This is a genomic window from Bartonella sp. AD328YNZD (assembly GCF_042196425.1).
The window spans coordinates 1-19,245 of the sequence record NZ_JBHIQG010000019.1; the positions used below are offsets into that span (position 1 = coordinate 1).

5 protein-coding genes and 1 pseudogene are annotated in these 19,245 nt (G+C 37.7%); all 6 read right to left on the reverse strand.

All coding sequences use genetic code 11. The features are described 5' to 3' along the window. Nucleotides 1–921, reverse strand: a pseudogene (locus ACFIO3_RS02050) (hypothetical protein); the annotation flags it as partial. An 818-nt stretch (nt 922–1,739) separates the two neighbouring features. Further along, entirely contained in the window at nt 1,740–6,158 is a 4,419-nt protein-coding gene (locus tag ACFIO3_RS02055; protein ID WP_404977495.1) for a Vomp family autotransporter, read from the reverse strand. A gap of 385 nt (nt 6,159–6,543) precedes the next feature. Continuing rightward, entirely contained in the window at nt 6,544–6,708 is a 165-nt protein-coding gene (locus ACFIO3_RS02065; RefSeq protein WP_375606217.1) for a hypothetical protein, read from the reverse strand. Then, entirely contained in the window at nt 6,674–7,195 is a 522-nt protein-coding gene (locus ACFIO3_RS02070; protein WP_375606216.1) for a hypothetical protein, read from the reverse strand. Before ACFIO3_RS02070 ends, ACFIO3_RS02065 begins: the two co-directional genes overlap by 35 nt. Before the next feature lie 678 nt (nt 7,196–7,873). Then, nucleotides 7,874–12,157, reverse strand: coding sequence for a YadA-like family protein (locus ACFIO3_RS02075; RefSeq protein ID WP_375704068.1), 4,284 nt, complete (start codon nt 12,155–12,157; stop codon nt 7,874–7,876). 623 nt (nt 12,158–12,780) lie between these two features. After that, nucleotides 12,781–19,173, reverse strand: a complete 6,393-nt coding sequence (locus tag ACFIO3_RS02080; protein WP_375615382.1) for a Vomp family autotransporter — start codon at nt 19,171–19,173, stop codon at nt 12,781–12,783. Between the last annotated feature and the right edge of the window lie 72 nt (nt 19,174–19,245).

A 19,245-nucleotide genomic window follows, 5' to 3' on the forward strand; every position in this document is an offset into this window, starting at 1 on the left:
ATTTACTGCATCAGTAGGTTCACTACCAGCTGCTACACCTATAATCTGCCGCGTTATGCCCTTACTAGGATTACCAAAACTAACGGCACCCTGCGTACTTTTCCATTGCACTTCAGTGTTTTTTGCCGGTCCCTGCTGCAAAGAAGCATACCCCAAAACGCCATCAGCCCTATCAGCTACAGAATTACTTCCTATAGCAACACCGCCCATTTCGCTCGCTTTTGCCCATCCACCAATAACAGTAGTAGCAGGAGCGTAGATTTGCGTATTGTTGCCGATATTAACAACAGATTCATACATGGAAACTTTTGAATGTACCTTTATGTTGTTACCAATAGCAATAATATTAGCACCCTTCGCATCCGGACTGTTTCCTATTTTTATATCATTATTAGTTGCATATGTACTCCCCCTCCTTGCTAAACTATTAGCGTCAGACAGCAAAATATCATCACTATTACCACCCTCAACAGGCAGCATCCGCCCTTTTTTAACAAATGTTTTTGGCAATTTTCGCACAGCAATATTATCCGTACTCATGCCTTTATCGTTAACCGCTATTCTTGTAAGTTGTGGCGCTTTTTTATCACCAACATTTCCAACTCGCGCAAAACGGCTACCTTCTGTCAAAACATTTATTATGGAACTATTATCATCCGTATCAGAAAAAAAATTGATTAGAAAATTTGCATAGTCTTCAGAAACATTCAAACCAGCAACAGAGAAAATGCTTTGTGGATAAGATATACCAACACTTTTTACACCTTCAAGAAAGGTGTTTCTAAAATCAGGATTTGCTGAAAAAACAGGCGTAACATTCGATAAGAATGTAGCAGCTATAGCCAACGAAAGAACTTTAACCAAAGAAAAACGAGAACGTTTTAATTCACTCGCTGCTTGTGGGGCATATAATTTTTTCATAACAAACTCTCCAATGAAAAAACTTAAAAACACCTCCAAAACATAAAAAAGACACATTTTAGCATTATTGATCTTTTTGGAACTTAGAGTAGAGAATCATTGCTTAGAGTGTGAATTTTGAGTCTTTTGTTTTGTTTGTGCTCTCTGTATTGAGACCCAAATGCTTATCTTTTTGATTATGTTTTTTGGACATAAATATAATACATTTAGAGTCTAAGGGTTTTAGTGTGTTGTTTTTTCCTAACTAAAAAGAGGCTTTGTATATTTAATATTACTTTTTACTTGGTAGTGGTTACTATAAAATCCTTTAAACTAGGGTTAGTATGTGTTTTCCTAATTATAGACTTTATTTTTATTAGAAAGCATTGTTTTGTTAATAATAAGTAAAGTAAAAAGAAATTGTAATATTTACAGAATATAGTTTTCCTTGGATAATTGAATTTTTAGTTAGACTTTTTCTTTTTAATATATCGTGTAATGATATAGGCGTGGTCTTGTGATGCACCTCTTATCTCTACCACTGCTTATCCCCTTTTGAAAGTTATTTCATCAAAATGAGTCTTACCAATATACATTTTCGTACCATTATAGACTGTTCAAGAAAATGGCAATATAAAAATATAACTTTTTAGCAATATGGATTCTACTGTGATCTTTTTTCAACAAAATATAGAAAAACCTTCTATAAAACCTCAAAATTTATAGTGTCATCAAATATTATGCTTATCTCTAGATAAATACTGTGCATCTGTAAAAAAATATCCACCCTCATTTTAATAAATAAGGGTGGATATTTTGTTCTGTTTTCGTTGTTCGTATTATTTTATTTTCAGAGTAATTGCACCACCTATTCCCCAATGACCACCAGCACTCGTGGCAGAGAGATTAGAGCGGATTTTCCCGTTTTCAGATGTATAACCAGCACCAAGAGCAAATGCGGATTGTCCACGCCATGCGCCGCTACCAAATGAGACACTCAAAGATCCTGGCTCGTCGAAGTAACGTAGGTTGGATACTGCTAGACCAACGGCAGCTGCTTGCCTTGCCTCTTTGCGTACGCTCTTAATATCATAACTTAAAATATTAAACTTCATATCTGTATATTGGTTAGCCCGATCAACAGCACTATCAATAGCATCAATCCTGATATTATTTATCCGTTGATCTGTGTAGTGCTTCGATTCATCGAGAACAATTTTCATCTGTTCTTGGGTATAGTCATGGAGCTGACCGCCATTAACAGCTTCTTTCGAACCTTGTTCAATGCGACCATTGGCAACATTATCAATCATAACAGGTTCACTTTCATTCCCACCTTGTAGAGTGATCTTATTGGCCTTTTTACCATCAGCATCTTTATCATAGTTAACTGCCCCATCAGCAAGATTATTAACCGTGTTCTCAATATTATCAACTCTGTCTTCAATATTGAAAACCGTTTCACCAATATTCGTAACCGTAGTGGAAATATTGTCGACTCTGTTTTCAATATGTTTAATATCTTTTTCAACGCCAGTGATACGTTCGTTGGTCTCCCAAAGCTGTCCACCATTGACTGCATCTTTTGAACCTTCTGCAATTTTACCATCTGCTACATTGATAATCTTACTTGGTTGACCATCATGGCTAGCGTCATAAGCTTTTTTCTGCTCATTCCAATTTAAACCATTGGACGAGACATTGTTTTCAACATTTTGAATGCGGTCGTTTATCTTAGACATACTCTCACTTACGCCGTCAAAAGCACTGACAACGTCATGATAATCCTTCTTTTCACTAGAGCTCCCGTCAGCCTTGAATTGTGCTATCTTGAAAGTAGGAGCAGTCCATTCTCCATTATTATAGCCAGCGCCACCACCAAAATACGCAGCCAATTGGTTGCTCATAAGATAAAGTTGCGAACCATTTACTGCATCGGTTGAATCTTCAGTAATATCTCCATTGGCAAGAAATTTAATTTTGCTATTGGCTTTTCCCTCTCCATGCTGTGCCACAAATGCCTGCTCATCATTACTCCACAATAGAGAATCTTTAGAAACACCCTCTATTTTCTGAGTAAATTCATTGGCTACATGTGTTAAGCGGCTATTCACATTGTTGATATTGTCATCAAGCCCTATCAAAGCGTCACCAACATTATTATGGTCTTTAGATACTGCTACGCCATCTTCAGAAATGCGCGATAAATGATAGAGCGGACCGAATAAAATACCGTCGCTAAATTCTGCATTCCCACCCAAAATGTTTGCTACATCTCGAGATATTTTTTCAATCTGCCTACCATTGATCGCATCATGCGAATCTTCAGCAATTTTTCCATCTTTAACATTATGGAGGGAAACTGGTGCTGTAGTCTTATCACCACCCAAAGTTATGCTATTATAATTAACGGTATCGTTTTCTTTATCATAAAGAACTGCAGCAGCACTTGTAAGATTAATATCATTAGAAATCTTCTCTATACTTTTATCAAGCTGAGCTTTGTTAACAGCTTCATTACCATTCACAGCTGTCTTTACGCCAGAAATTGTCCTATCGCTGCCTGCATTATTTGCAACATTAATTTCTGTACCCCCCGTTGTCACACCAACGGTAATAGTACCTGCATCTCCTTCCTGCTTAACAAGGCTGTTTTTTGTCGCATTCGTAATCTGATTTTGGATATTCGTGATAGAAGTATCAACAGCATTAAAAGCAGAACCAACATCATTATGAGAATTACCCTGAATTGTGTAAGTTGGTGCTTTACCATTAGATACATCTGCACCACCACCAAAATATTGTGATGTATTTTGAGAAATTGTTGAGAGATTATTCGTAACAGTGATAACATTCTTATTAGTAGCAAAGAGCTGAGAACCATTTACTGCATCGGTTGAATCTTCAGAAATGTCTCCATTGGCAAGAAATTTAATTTTGCTATTGGCTTTTCCCTCTCCATGCTGCGCCACAAATGCCTGCTCATCATTACTCCACAATAGAGAATCTTTAGAAACACCCTCTATTTTCTGAGTAAATTCATTGGCTACATGTGTTAAGCGGCTATTCACATTGTTGATATTGTCATCAAGCCCTATCAAAGCGTCACCAACATTATTATGGTCTTTAGATACTGCTACGCCATCTTCAGAAATGCGCGATAAATGATAGAGCGGACCGAATAAAATACCGTCGCTAAATTCTGCATTCCCACCCAAAATGTTTGCTACATCTCGAGATATTTTTTCAATCTGCCTACCATTGATCGCATCATGCGAATCTTCAGCAATTTTTCCATCTTTAACATTATGGAGGGAAACTGGTGCTGTAGTCTTATCACCACCCAAAGTTATGCTATTATAATTAACGGTATCGTTTTCTTTATCATAAAGAACTGCAGCAGCACTTGTAAGATTAATATCATTAGAAATCTTCTCTATACTTTTATCAAGCTGAGCTTTGTTAACAGCTTCATTACCATTCACAGCTGTCTTTACGCCAGAAATTGTCCTATCGCTGCCTGCATTATTTGCAACATTAATTTCTGTACCCCCCGTTGTCACACCAACGGTAATAGTACCTGCATCTCCTTCCTGCTTAACAAGGCTGTTTTTTGTCGCATTCGTAATCTGATTTTGGATATTCGTGATAGAAGTATCAACAGCATTAAAAGCAGAACCAACATCATTATGAGAATTACCCTGAATTGTGTAAGTTGGTGCTTTACCATTAGATACATCTGCACCACCACCAAAATATTGTGATATATTTTGACTTACACCTGCAACGTCGCGATTAACCTGCTCCAACTGAGCAAAATTCACTGCATCATCAGGTTCTTCCCCAGCTGCCACTCCTGTAATCTGCTTATTGCCAGCATCAATGCCATCCACAGTTATTTTAGCCCCATCAGCAAACAAAATGCCATCATCACTGATAGAGCTTCTCCCAGCGGTAACTCGTTCCACTGTAATATTATTAGCTAGATCAAATGTTACATTATTGTTTTCCTCACCTTTTGTAATCTTAAGATTGTCACTTGCAGCCGACAAATCTACAGTATCTTGTACACCAACAGCTTTAGCATTTTTACCCCCAACAGATAGTGTCCAACCTTGGTCTACGTATTTTTGCAATGATTTTAACTGTGCAACATTAACGGCATCAGTGTCGCCACTACCAGCTGCCACTCCTACAATCTGGCGCGTTTTTTCTGATTTAGCATCACCAACACTTACTGCACCTAGTGTACTCGCCCATATCATGTCGTCAGAATCTGAAGGGCCTTTAGTTAAAGAATTATAACCGATAGCGCCCGCAGCAACATCAGCCACAGACTCGCTCCCAAGAGCAACGCCTAAATTTATCGTCGTTTTTGAATAAGCACCAAAAGCTATAGATTCCTCACTGTCCGCCTTAGCACGATGTCCAATAGCAATTGATTCTTCGCCCGTCGCTATTGTACGGCCCTCAGTAGGAATCGGCTTACTACCACTTCTACCTTCACCACCTATTGCGATACTTTTTTTACCTACAGCGTACGCCAAATGACCTACAGCAACAGTAAAGCTATTATCCACCTGCGCGCCATAACCAACAGCAACCGAATCTGGAGCGTTTACTATTATCTTGGCACCAAGAGCAACAATATCACTCTTTCCATGGAGTTTTTCAGCCTTTGTTATATCATTACCAAATATGACATTAGTACCCTCTACGTCACGTTGCAGTCCGGTATCGCGCTGCATTCTAGTCATAGAGTCATTACGCAAAGGATTCAATGCATCAATAATCGCTGTATTCTCACCATTCTGTACACTGATAATCGATTTTTTATATTGCCAGCCTGCATCTAATGTCCTTTCAGATGAATTTTTACCATCTGCCCTCAAAACATTCACAATAGGATCATCATTACTTATAGCAGAAAGGGTTTTGGTTAAAAAATTTACATAGTTATCGGAAGCGTTAACTTTTGGCATCATTGCTACATTCAATGCTGTTAAATAATTTTCCTTATCACCATCATAGTAATCATACGCAGAGATAATGCTTTGCGGATAAACCACGGCAGCATTCTTCACATTTTCAAGAGATGCTTTTGTTAAATCGAAATTTGCTGAAAAAACAGGAGCAGCATTCGATAAAAACAAGGCAACCGCAGTTCCCAACGAAGCTACTTTAAACAATGATGATTGACGATGTGAGCGAGAAAAACTCAAATCACGCAGATTTTGTGTAGTATATAATTTTTTCATAATACCCCCCTTCATAATAATAGATTAAAAACACAAAAAAGGTATGATCTAGAGCTCTAAAGCTTTCCTATTTCCCTTGCGTGTTCCTACTTTTACAGCGTGTTTTAGGACATCAATAAAATTAAGACGTAAGCTTTTGTTTCTGCAGCGACTTTAAAGAGTAATTAGGGGTAGGTTCATGAAAGTCAATTTAAGGAAGGTAAAAAAATACTTAATATTAGAATAGCTTTCGTTTTTTCTATCAAAGGTTGTGTATCGTTTTTTAGCTTTGATCTCTTTGAAAGAGATATAATTTTTGTGCCTATTGATCATCCGCTTAGGCATCAGTTTATTTTTCGTGAATAAGATTTTTTTATTTCATTAGAGGATTTATGAAAGCTTTTTACTAAAATGCACCATTTATATTCTTACTAATGGTAATGTATCTCGTTGCTGTATCCTGTTTTACAAAAATACTCACTGCTACTTGTTCTTTTATTCCCTTCAGTTGTGAAAAATTCACTGCATCAGTATTGCTAGTTCCTTCTACAACATTTTTTACTTGCCGCATTAATATTACCGGTGGTTATTTGCAGGCCATCAGTAATTACTAAGCCTGTTGCATCGACTTTTGTTTTCTCTCCTAATGTTATGCTTTTCAATGATATATCATTAGCCAAACCAAATATGAGCTTATTTTCATCGTCCTCATCTCTTTTAACCGTGAAGTTACTTCCTCCAGATGAAAAATTTATTGTACTATCTAGCACCCATATCTTTAGCTTCCTCACCAGAAATAGACAGTTTCCAACCTTTTTTCTTACGACTTCTTCTAAATCCTGCAATTGTCTAAGGTTCATTGCATCGGCAGGTTTGCTACCAGCTGCTACACCTATAATTTTTCGCGTTATGTTCTTACTAGGAACACCAATACTTATTGCAACTTTCATACTTTTCCATTGAGATTCAGTGTTTTTAGCCGGTCCTTGCAGAAGAGACGTATACCCAAAAACGCCATCAGCCCTACCGGACACAGAGTTGTCTCCAATAGCCCCCATCAACCGTCACTTTAGAATAGGAATCTAAAGCGATACTTCCAACCCCATTTGCTTTTGAATAGAAACCCATAGAAATAGCTTCTTGAGCAAATGCATATACACGGGTGACCAAGTGAAATCGAACCATATTCTAAAGTTTTAGAAACAGTTCCCACTACTGTTGAATAATCACTCTTCGCAAGTTGTATAATCATTTTCCCCGTATTCGCTCTTCTTATTATATTCACCACCTATTGCGATCTGCTTTTCTCTAAAGCGTGAGCCATATTGCATACAGCAACGCTCCATTCTTTTTCCGTTTGCGCTCCACTATCTAAAGCAATACTTATGTTTGGAGTACGTTGCATATCTGTAGATCTTTTCATTATAAAGCATACGTTTAAAACTATACGAAAAAAAAGCTAAAACTGTCTCATTTTATAAAGGGTATATTCGTATTTACATTGCGTGAAGCATTTTAACAAATAAAAATAATAGCAATCAATTTTTTGAATCTTTACCACTAAGGTCTTTTATTCTCAACAAAAGTTGTCATAGGCTTTTTATATTCGGATTTTATATAATTACGGGTGTTTTATACATTTAGAATAGCTTTAGAGAGCTCTGGAAAAAAGTAAAAAAATTGCCCTTTTCTTAAATAAGAAAAAGGCAAATCAATTTTATGGATTTAGTCGTTTATTAGTTGAGTATCACATTAACTCCTGCACTTATACCCCAGTGACCTCCAGAAGTGGTAATTGACAAGTTGGAACCAATATAACCGTTCTCTGAAGTATAACCTGTACCAAAAGCAAAAGCAGATTGACTACGCCATAAACCACTACCAAATGCGATAGTTAATTTTCCAGGGATATCACTATAGCGTAAACTAGATACCGCTAAACCAACAGCTGCTGCCTGTCTTGCCTCTTTTCGAACATCCTCAACAACATAACTTAATGTCGAAACCTTCATATCCGTATATGAATTAGCCCCACTAACGCCATCTTTTACAAGATGAGAAATTTGCTCATCCGTATACTTATTGGCACTTTCAAGCACAAAATCCATCTTATCTTTTAATTGACCGCCATTAACCGCTTCTTTCGAATCTTTTTTAATCTTTCCATCGGCTACATTGTCTATTAATACTGGAGAACTGTCATCTACACCAACTAATGTAACTTTATTGGTCTTTTTGCCCGTTTTTTTATCTTTATCATATTGTACAGATCCCTCCGTAACTTTATTTTCAATATCCTTTACCTGATCTGTAATCATCTGCTGAGTTTCCCAAAGCTGTCCTCCATTCACTGCTTCTTTTGAATCTCTGTCTACCTTACCATTCGCTACATTGATAATCTTACTTGGACTCTTAACACCCTGAGAATCAACATGAGATGCATCATAGCTTCCTTTTTCTTTATTCCAATTCAGACTATTCGAAGAGGTATCCTTTTCAACTTCTTTTATACGATCGTTGATATTGCTCATGCTGTCATTAACAACATCAAATGCTTCAGAGACACTATTACGCTCCTCTTTATCACCTTTCGTACCATCCTTATTAAAGACCTGAACGTAGAATTTTGGTCCTTGCCAGTTTCCTTCCTTATCATAACCAGATCCTCCACCAAAATATGAGGCAAATGTCTGTTGAAGAGTATAAATCTGACCACCATTAATCGCATCCGTAGAATCTTCTGATATCTTTCCTTTCGCAAGGAACGTGATCTTGCTGTTTTCCTTTTTACCTTCTTCTTCATGCTGTGCTACAAACGCACCTGCATCATCACTCCACAACAACGCATTTTGCTCAATGTTGTCTGAAATCTCATTATGAAGATTCTTGAAAACCTTATTTACACCGGAAAACGCGGCTGCAATGCTATCATAATCTTCCTCTACAAAGCTTCCATCTTCTTGAAAAGTCATTATCTTGAAACCTGGAAGAACCCAGCCATCACCATCATACTTAGCATCACCACCAAAATACTTTGCTAGCGACTGATTCAGATCATAAATCTGCCCGCCATTAACCGCATCACTCGAGCCTGATACTATAGAGCCAGCAGCAAGTGATGTGATCTTGCTTGCTTTTCTGTCATCACCTTCCCCATGCAGAGCGACAAAAGCTTTGTCACCATCGCTCCAAGATAAAGAATCTTGTGCAACTCCCTCTGAGACCTCCTTAATGCGAGCGTTCACATTCTTGATATTCTCATCAAGCCCTTTAAAGGCAGAACCAACATCGCTATGCGATTTATCTGTTACTTCACCACCTTTATCAATACTGGATAAATTATAAGTTGGCCCTTTAAAAGCACCATCCTTAAATTCAGCTTCTCCACCTAAAAACTTAGCTACATCCTCACCGATTTTATTAATCTGACCACCCGTGATGGCATCACGTGAACCCTTAGAAATCTGACCATCGGCAACATTATGAAGTGCTACAGCAGCAGAACCTTTACCTTTTCCTAAAGTCACACTTGCATAATTTATAGTGTTATTATCACCCTCTTTTTTATCATAGTGAATAACAGCCGAGTCATCTGATTGAAGACTGGTAGAAAGCTTCTCTAAACTTTCATCAAGCTGACCTTTGTTAACAGCTTCATTCACACGCTCTGCTTTCTTAACACCAGAAAGAATCCGGTCTTCTTTCTTACTGTTGGCAATGTTGATTTCACTGCCTTCTACTGCAGCTCCAATAGTGATAACTTTCGTCTTCTCATCCTGCTTGACAAGGCTATCGCTGACAACGTTAGTTACATCATTATGAACATTCGTAATAGAATTCGCAATACCAGCAAATGCTTCCGCTACACTCTTATAGCTTTCTTCACTTTCTTTACCTTCCGCATCAACTTTCTTGATCACAAAACTTGGAGCCTTCCATTGTCCTTGCTCATCATAACCTGCACCACCACCAAAATAGGTTGCAAGTTGTTGGTTCAGCGAATAAAGTTGACCACCCGTAATCGCATCCGTTGAATCTTTAGAAACATCACCATCTAAAAGAAACGTAATTTTGCTGTTATCTTGAGTGGCTACAGCTCTGCCTTTTTCTTCTTGCTTCTTCTCATGACGTGCTACAAAGGCATTAGCTTTATCGTTCCATAACAAAGCATCACCTTTAACTTGCTGAGTAATATTCGTTATGTTTTTAGTAAGTTCGCTAAACTTATTTGTTACATTATCATTGACATTCTTGATATTGCTATCAAGCTGGCCTTTGTTAACAGCGTCATTATTGTTCTTTGCTTCCCCAACACCAGAAATTATCCGATCCCCACCGCTTTCATTTGCAATATTGATTTCTGCGCCACCTACTTTTGCACCAATAGTGAGACGACTCGTTGTCTTATCTTGCTGAACAAAGCTCTCGCTTTCCACTTTAGTAATCACATTATTAACCTGTTCAGTCAATTTATTCTGAACATTCGTGATAGAACTTCCAACACCGGCAAGTGCATCTGCTACATTCTGATAATTCTTGTCAAAAGAAGTACCATCCTCACCAAACTGCTTGATCTTGAAATCCGGTGCTTTCCATTTGCCCTCTTTATCATAACCTGCACCTCCACCAAAATATTTTGATGTATTCGCCATAGCCGTTTCCAGATTTCTCGCTGTGGACGAAAGACTCTCACTGATTTTGCTTAACTGTGAAAAATTAACTGCATCGTTCGCTCCAGTGCCATCAGACACTCCTGTAATCTTTTTACCCCCTGCATCTATCCCAGAAATGATTATTTTCGGTCCACCAGAAATCACTAAGCCTGTTGCATCTAGGGCACTGCTTCCTGCAGTTACTTTATTGACTGCAATATCCTTAGCTAGATCAAATTTTATATTATTATTATCTTTGCCTTTGCTAATTTGAAGATTTGTACTTCCAGCGGAAAAATCTACCGCGCTGTCCATGATAACGGTCGTATCATCCTTACCCCCAACAGAGAGTTTCCAACCACCATTTCTTACGACACTTTCTAAGTCTTTTAACTGTACAACATTTACTGCATCAGTAGGCTCACTACCAGCTGCTACACCTATAATCTGCCGCGTTATGCCCTTACTAGGATTACCAACACTAACAGCACCCTGCGTACTTTTCCATTGCGCTTTAGTGTTTATTGCCGGACCCTGCAGCATAGAAGTATACCCCAAAACACCTGCAGCCCTATCGGATATAGAACCGCTTCCTAGAGCAACACCTCCCGTAACCGTCACATTAGAGCTAGCGCCTATAGCAACTCCCTGCAGCGCCTGCTCCTTTGCGTATGCATTGTATCCCATAGCAATCGCTTCATTTGCATAACTATGTGCTTTACTACCGAAGGCTATTGAAAAATCACCAAATGAAACTGTTCTCTCTTTTTCATCATAACTATCGGTTAGAGAAGAGCCTATTGCAATGCTATTTTTAGTATTTCTACTACTACCAGCTAAAGCAGTTAAGCCGATAGCAATCCCTTGGTCAGCCTTCGTCTGCGCTACCTGCCCGAAAACAATAGCATCATGCGCTTCTCCCTGAGCTCGTGCACCATAAACAAGAGGATTACCCAAATCCTGCTTGCTAGTTATCTGATCTCCCTTTACAACTCTTGGAGTTAAATCTGCTCTTGTTATTTTTTTACTTCCAGCATTCATATCAATTGAACGTATCGAATCGCTGGCTTCTGGCAAAACATTCACTATAGGACTATAATCACTTACACCAGTAAGAGTTTTAGTTAAAAAATTTGCATAGTCTTCAGAATTATTCAAACCAGCAACAGAGAGAATGCTTTGTAGATAAGACACGCCGGCACTTTTTACACCTTCAAGAAACGTGTTTCTAAAATCAGGATTTGCTGAAAAAACAGGTGTAACATTCGATAAGAATGTAGCCGCTGTAGCCAACGAAAGAACTTTAACAAAAGAAAAACGAGAAAATTTTAAATCGCTCCCTGCTAATTTTGTATATAATTTTTTCATAGTGAACTCCCCAATGAAAGAAATAACTATAAACACAAAAAAGACACATTTAAACGCTATACAGTCTTTCAAAGTTGTTTTTTCTAAACGTATTCAAAAAATTTAGTACCTGACTGAAAAGATAAAGAAGTTGTTTTTTAAGATTAATACGTTTTGCTCTTTTACATTTTCTAAGAAAGTAAATTTTTGGTAACTGGTTTTTTAACCTTTAAACTTATTGGTTGTTTTTTGCAAGGGGTAGAGTTAATTTAGCGTATTGTTTTATAACTTCTTCCAGTAAAGTTGAAATACATTTGAATGATAATTTTATCTTAATAGAAAACTTTTTAATAGATTTGTAGAGAGCAAAAGTTTTTTATCTGTAGAGTGCTACAGATTTTTCAGATTTAAAAATTAAAGAAGAAAATAATGAACTTATAATTTATGAAAGAACTCATTATCTTATTTTGAAATAAGAAGTTCATTTTGTTGAAAGTGTATAGGTTTTTTCTGTTTTTTAAACCTGTATTTATTATTATAGCGCTTATCAATTTGTATACATGTATTTTTACATACGTAACAACAATTCACCCCTGCCTCATGAGACAGGGGTGAAAAGGAATTTTTATATATTTTGTTTATTATCAATTCAATGTCATATTGAATCCCGCACCTACACCCCAGTGACCTCCAGAAGTTGTTGCGGATATGTTAGAGCGGTATTTTCCATTTTCTGAGGTGTAACCTGCACCAAAGGCAAATGCAGACTGACTACGCCATAAACCAGTACCAAATCCAACGCTTAATTTTCCAGGTGTATCATTGTAGCGTAAGTTAGACACCGCAAGACCAATAGCCGCTGCTTGTCTAGCCTCTTTTTTCACACTCTCAATACTATAGTTTAAAACATCAAACTTCATATCTGTATATTGCTTAGCCCGATCAACAGCATCATCAATAGCATCAATCACAATATTATTAACCCGTTGATCTGTATACTGCTTGGATTGATCAAGAATAATCTTCATCTGTTCTTGAGTATAATCATGGAGTTGACCACCATTTACAGCCTCTTTCGAACCTTTTTCAATTTTACCATCAGAGACATTATCAATCAGAACAGGTTCACTGGCATCCCCCCCCGCTAATGTGATTTTATTGGTTTTTTTGCCGTTTTCATCTCTATCATAACGAACAGCATCCTCTTCAATGTTGTCAACTCTATTATTGATGTTATCAACTTTGGCATCAATATTGATAACTGTATCACCAATATCAGCAATCGTATTGGAAATGTTATCAACTCTGTTGGTAAGATGCTGAACATCTTTTTCAACACCAGTGATACGTTCATTGGTTTCCCAAAGTTGTCCACCATTAACCGCATCTTTCGAACCTTTTTCAACTTTACCATCGGCTACATTGATAATCTTACTTGGTTGACCATCATGGTTAGCGTCATAGGCTCCTTTCTCCTTATTCCAGTGTAGAACATCTGAATCAACCTTGTTGATGACATCATTAATACGGTTATTTATGTTTACCATACCGCCATTAACACCACCAATCGCCTCAGCAACATTATGGTGCTCTTTCTCAACAGTTGTACCATCAGCATTGACTTGAACAATCTTAAAAGTAGGATCTGTCCATTTGCCATTCTCATATTTGGCACCGCCACCAAAATAATTAGCAAGCTTGTTGCTCATGAGATAAAGCTGGTTCCCTGTAATGGCATCCGTTGAACCTTCGGCAATCTCACCATCCAAAAGATATTTCAATTTGCTCTTTGTTTTCTGCCCATCTTTTTCATGACGTGCAACAAATGCTTCTTCATCATCATCCCACAGTAAAGCATCTTTAGAGAAATCTTCAATTTTCTGATTAAACTCATTGGATACATTCGTTAAGCGTTGATTCACATCTTGAACATTTTTATCAAGACCTGTTAAAGCATCACCAACATTGTAAAAATTAGCCTTCCCTACTTCACCACCTACAATAGCGGATAAAGTATATTTCAGCCCTTCAAAAGCACCGTTAATAAACTTTGCACCACCGCCAAAAAACTTTGCAATATCTGCTGATATTTTATTAATCTGACTACCATTGATTGCATCGTTGGAATTTTCAGAAATGCTACCGTTTTTCACGTTACGAAGAGAAACTGGTCCGTTGTTCTTATCGCCGCCCAAAGTTACACTACCGTAATTAACACTATTATCGTCATTCTTATCATAAAGAACCGCAGTAGCAGTTACTGTCTCAATATCTTTCGTAATATCCTTTATGCTTTTATCCAGTTGGTCTTTGTTAACAGCTTCATCGCCCTTCTCTGCTGCCTGCACACCAGAAATCTTACGTGCTACACCAGCATATCCTGCAATATTGATTTCAGTCCCAGCTGTATCCTTACCAATCGTGATAGGAGCTGAAATTTCATCTTGTTTAACAAGACTATTTTTTACCACATCGGAAATCTTATTATCAATCTTATGGATAGAAACATTCACACCAGTAAATGCCTCTGTAACATTATCATATGTATTTCCATCAATAACGAAAGTAGGTTTTATACCTTCAAGTACATCTGTGCTGCCACCAAAATATTCCGATGTATTTTTAGCAACTTTTTCAAGATTATCAGTAACAGTTTTGACATTTTCATTCGTCTTAAAAAGCTGTGAACCATTTACCGCTTCCGTTGATGTTTGAGAGAGTTTTCCGTCTTTCACACCGGAAAGTATTCTTTCTTTATTATCTTTATTTACAAGGCTGATTTCAGTACCACTTGTCGCCTTACCAACGGTAATAAGACCTTCAGAATCTTCTTCTTGTTTCACAAGACTATTTTCTGTCACATTATTAATCTGATTATAAATATCTGTGATAGAACTATCGACACCCTCAAAAGCATCAGCAACATTCGTATACCTATTCTCAACAATATTACCATCAGGATCGTTACGAGAAACTTTGAATTCAGGCCCCGTCCACTCTCCATCTTCATAACTAGCGCCACCACCAAAATAATTCGCAATCTGATCACCCATCGCATAAAGTTGGGAACCATTTATTGCATCTGTTGAATCTTCTGAAACATTGCCATCTAAAAGATACGTTAGCTTACTATTTGTTTTCTGTCCATCTATTCCATGACGCGCAACAAATGCTTGATCCTTTTCACTCCACAGTAAAGCATCTTGAGACAATTTATCAAACTCATTGGTTACATGCTGTATATGTTTATTCACATTTTTGACATTTGCATCGAGCCCTGTCAAAGCCGAGCCAACATCTTCAAAGGTTTTCTGTTCTACTTTACCATCTGTAGAAACTGTAGATAAATTATATTGTGGACCTGAAAAAACTCCGTTATTAAATTCTGTACCACCACCAAAATATTTTGCAATATCTTTAGATATTTTATTAATCTGGCTACCATTTACCGCATCTGTTGAATCTTCAGAAATATCACCATTTAAAAGGTGGGTAATCTTACTATCTGTTTTACGTCCATCTTTTTCATGACGTGCAGCAAATGCTTGTTTACCATCATCCCATAATAAAGCATCTTGAGAGAATTTATCAAATTTATTATCTACATATTTTATACGACTATTCACATTTTTAACATTCGCATCAAGCTTTGTTAAAGCATCACCAACATTTTCAGCTATATACTGAACTACTTCACCATCTGTAGAAACTGTAGATACGTTATATTGTGGACCTACAAAAGCACCATCCTGAAATGCTGCTTCCCCACCAAAGAATTTTGCAACATCTCCAGAAATTGTATTAATCTGGCTACCATTTATAGCTTCTTTCGAAGCCTTTCCGAGGTTTCCATCCGCAATACCAGAGATAACTCGATTTTCACTATTAGAATTGGCAACATTGATTTTGGTACCATCTTTTTGCGCACCAATTGTAATGAGCTTCTGCCCTTCGTCCCATTTAACAAGACTATTTGCTGTTACATTGTTAATCCGTGTATAAATATCTGTTATAGAATTATCGACATCTTTAAAAGCATCCGTTACATTATGGTGTTCTTTATCCTGAACAGTAAAAGTTGGCTTGAAACCATCAATCACATCTGTCTCACCACCAAAATATTTTGATATATTATCAGCATAATTGAAAAGCTGATGGCCATTTATTGCTTCTGTTGAATCGGAACTGACTTTTCCAACTGCAACGCCAGAAATAATTCGATCCCTACCTTCAGAGTTCGCGACTTTGATTTCAATACCTTCTTTTTCAGCACCAATGGTAATTAAATTTTTACTTTTACTCCATTTAACAAGACTATTATCTTCTATCTCAAACTTCATTTTATATAATTGTGAAAGATTAACAGCATCATGCTCATCGCTACCATCTGCGACTCCTTTAATTTGTGTCTTTGCAGCATTAATGCCACCCTTGGTCATGTTTGGACCATCCTTGATCATGAAACCGGCATTACTCATTCTGCTATCCCCTGTTTCTACACGACCAACTTTAATATATTCACTTAAATCAAAGGATACTTGATTGTCCTCGTTTTTGACAATTTTTATATTTGTGTTCTCACTCTCATTATCATCATCGTCTTTCTGCTTAACTGCAACAAAATTCACTGTACTCCCAGCTTTAACATCTGTAGCATCGTTCCCATCAACAGAAAGCTTCCAGCCTTTTTCTGCAATTGCTTTTACATCTTGCAACTGTGAAAAATTTACAGCATCAGTATCGTCTTCCCCATCTGCTACTCCTTTGATCGTTTTATTACCAGCATGAATGCCTTTAACAGTTATGCTCGGCCCCTCATCACCGTCAAATCTAAAGCCAGCAGCATCCATAATGCTGTCTCCTGCTGTGACAGTCATTACATTAATATCATCAGCTAAATCAAACGTAATATTGCGGTTATTATCTCCTACAATCTTGATATTCTGACTACCTTCCTTACCAGCTGATTGTAAATTTACTGTATCATTTTGTCCAATAGATACACCATTTCCACCATTAACAGAAAGTTGCCAATGCGTTGTAGCAGCTTCTTTTATCTCTTTCAGTTGTTTATAATTCACTGCATCGGTATCTTGAGTTCCCTCTGCTACGTTTATAATCTTTTGATTTCCAGCATCAATACCATTCACGGTTATGCTTGGCCCCCCATTAACAAACTTAAAGCCATCACCATTCATAATGCTGTTACCTGCAGTGACACTTGTCAAACTAAGGTTACTATTCAAAGTAAATGTAACTTTATTTCCATTACTTTTAACAATTTTGATGTTTTTGTTATTGTTATCATCAGCACCTGTAACGAGATCTACTGTACTACCTGCTCCAACATCTGTAGCATTGTTACCATCAACAGAAAGCTTCCAGCCTTTTTCTACAACTGTTTTTACCTCTTTCAGCTGTTTATAATTTACAGCATCGGTGTCTTCTTCACCATCTGCCACATTTGTAATCTGTTTATCGCCAGCATCAATACCATCTAGAATCATTTTTGGCCCATTTTCAATAATAAAGCCATCATCACTCATAGAGCTTTGTCCTGTAGTGACTTTTGTCAATTTAAGAGTATCACTCAAAGTAAATTCAATTTTATGCTTATTATCTACAGTGTTTCTTTCAATCTTTAAGTTATCTTTTCCTACTTTTGTATCTTTCACTGAAAAATCTATTGTACTACCTGGATTCACGTCTGTAGGATCGGTATCGTTAGCAGAAAGTTTCCAAACTCCTGATGCCAAATCTCTCATAGCTTTCAACTGTGCGACATTCACTGCATCAGTGTCTTTAGTCCCTGCTGCAACATTTGTAATCTGTCGCGTTAAATTCTGGTTAGTATTACCAACACTAAAATCACCTGCAGTGCTTTTCCATGCAAGATCACTCTTTGTTGTTGTAGTATTTGTTACAGGATCATAACCAAAAACACCACTCTCAACACGAGAGACAGATCCTCCCCCCACAGCAACACCATCTATAACACGTACTTGTGCGTTTATACCAATTGCAACTGAATGAGCCGTCTCAGCATAAGTATGGGAACCTATGGCAATCGAATTTTTACCTTTAGCTATTACTTTTCTTTCTTCCCCGTTGTCTGCAGGTTCTCCACCACCTATTGCAATAGAACCAAGAGCTTGAGCTTCAGCCTTCGTGCCTATAGCAACCGCGTACTCGTCAGTTGCTTTGGTCTTTAATCCTAATGCAATACTATCGTAACCAGATGCAGATGCAAACTTACCAATAGCAACACTATTTATACCGTTCCCTTCTGCATTTGAACCAACCGCAATCGCATCGTCCTGCGTAGCTTTGGAACTCTCACCTATAGAAACACTATTTTTACCAGAAGCGGTTGCGAGACCACCAAAAGAAACAGCAGATTCGCCCGATGCTTCTGAGCCTACACCCATAGCAACACTTGCTATACCACTTGCAAGTGCGGAAACACCAAAAGCTTGTGCACCCCCTGCCTTTGCTGTCGCGCCTGCACCAAATACGGTTGAATAATTACCCGTCGCTGCAGACCCACACCCCGTAGCAAAAGAATAAACACCATAAGCCTCAGGCATAGCGCTAGCAAAACCACTGGTGGAAAATGTCCCCATATAACCACCCAAAACTTTACCATCAACCCTAGCCGTGTATCCATCACCCATCCAAATAACCTGTTCAGTGGTCGTACCATAAGGACGACGACCGTTAAACTCTTGATTAGTAATAAATCTATTATATTGTTGCTCTGCGGTTATTCGTTGACTATCAGCAATTCCTTGTTGTTGTTTGCCGCCACGACCAACAACGTTGTCTGCACCACAATAATTATCATCACCAGCAAAAACAACACTCCCATGACTCCCATACGGATACATCACTTGGGGAGCATTCGAACTCTGATTAGTTTGTCCTATTATCGCAAGGTTCGCCGCAAAAACGGGAGAAACACTCGATAAGAGTGTCGCCATTACCGTACTAAGAGAGACAACTTTAATTAAATTTGGTGTGGAACATTTTTTCTTCATAAGAACCTCCTCCAACAGAGTTCAACATCATTACAACGCGCGGAAACACTCATGGCAAAACCCTCAGTTTGC

Coding starts and splice junctions, on each gene's coding strand:
- ACFIO3_RS02080 (WP_375615382.1), bottom strand. CDS start 19,173: ATGAAGAAAAAATGTTCCACACCAAATTTAATTAAAGTTGTCTCTCTT.
- ACFIO3_RS02075 (WP_375704068.1), bottom strand. CDS start 12,157: ATGAAAAAATTATATACAAAATTAGCAGGGAGCGATTTAAAATTTTCT.
- ACFIO3_RS02070 (WP_375606216.1), bottom strand. CDS start 7,195: ATGGGGGCTATTGGAGACAACTCTGTGTCCGGTAGGGCTGATGGCGTT.
- ACFIO3_RS02055 (WP_404977495.1), bottom strand. CDS start 6,158: ATGAAAAAATTATATACTACACAAAATCTGCGTGATTTGAGTTTTTCT.
- ACFIO3_RS02065 (WP_375606217.1), bottom strand. CDS start 6,708: ATGCGGCAAGTAAAAAATGTTGTAGAAGGAACTAGCAATACTGATGCA.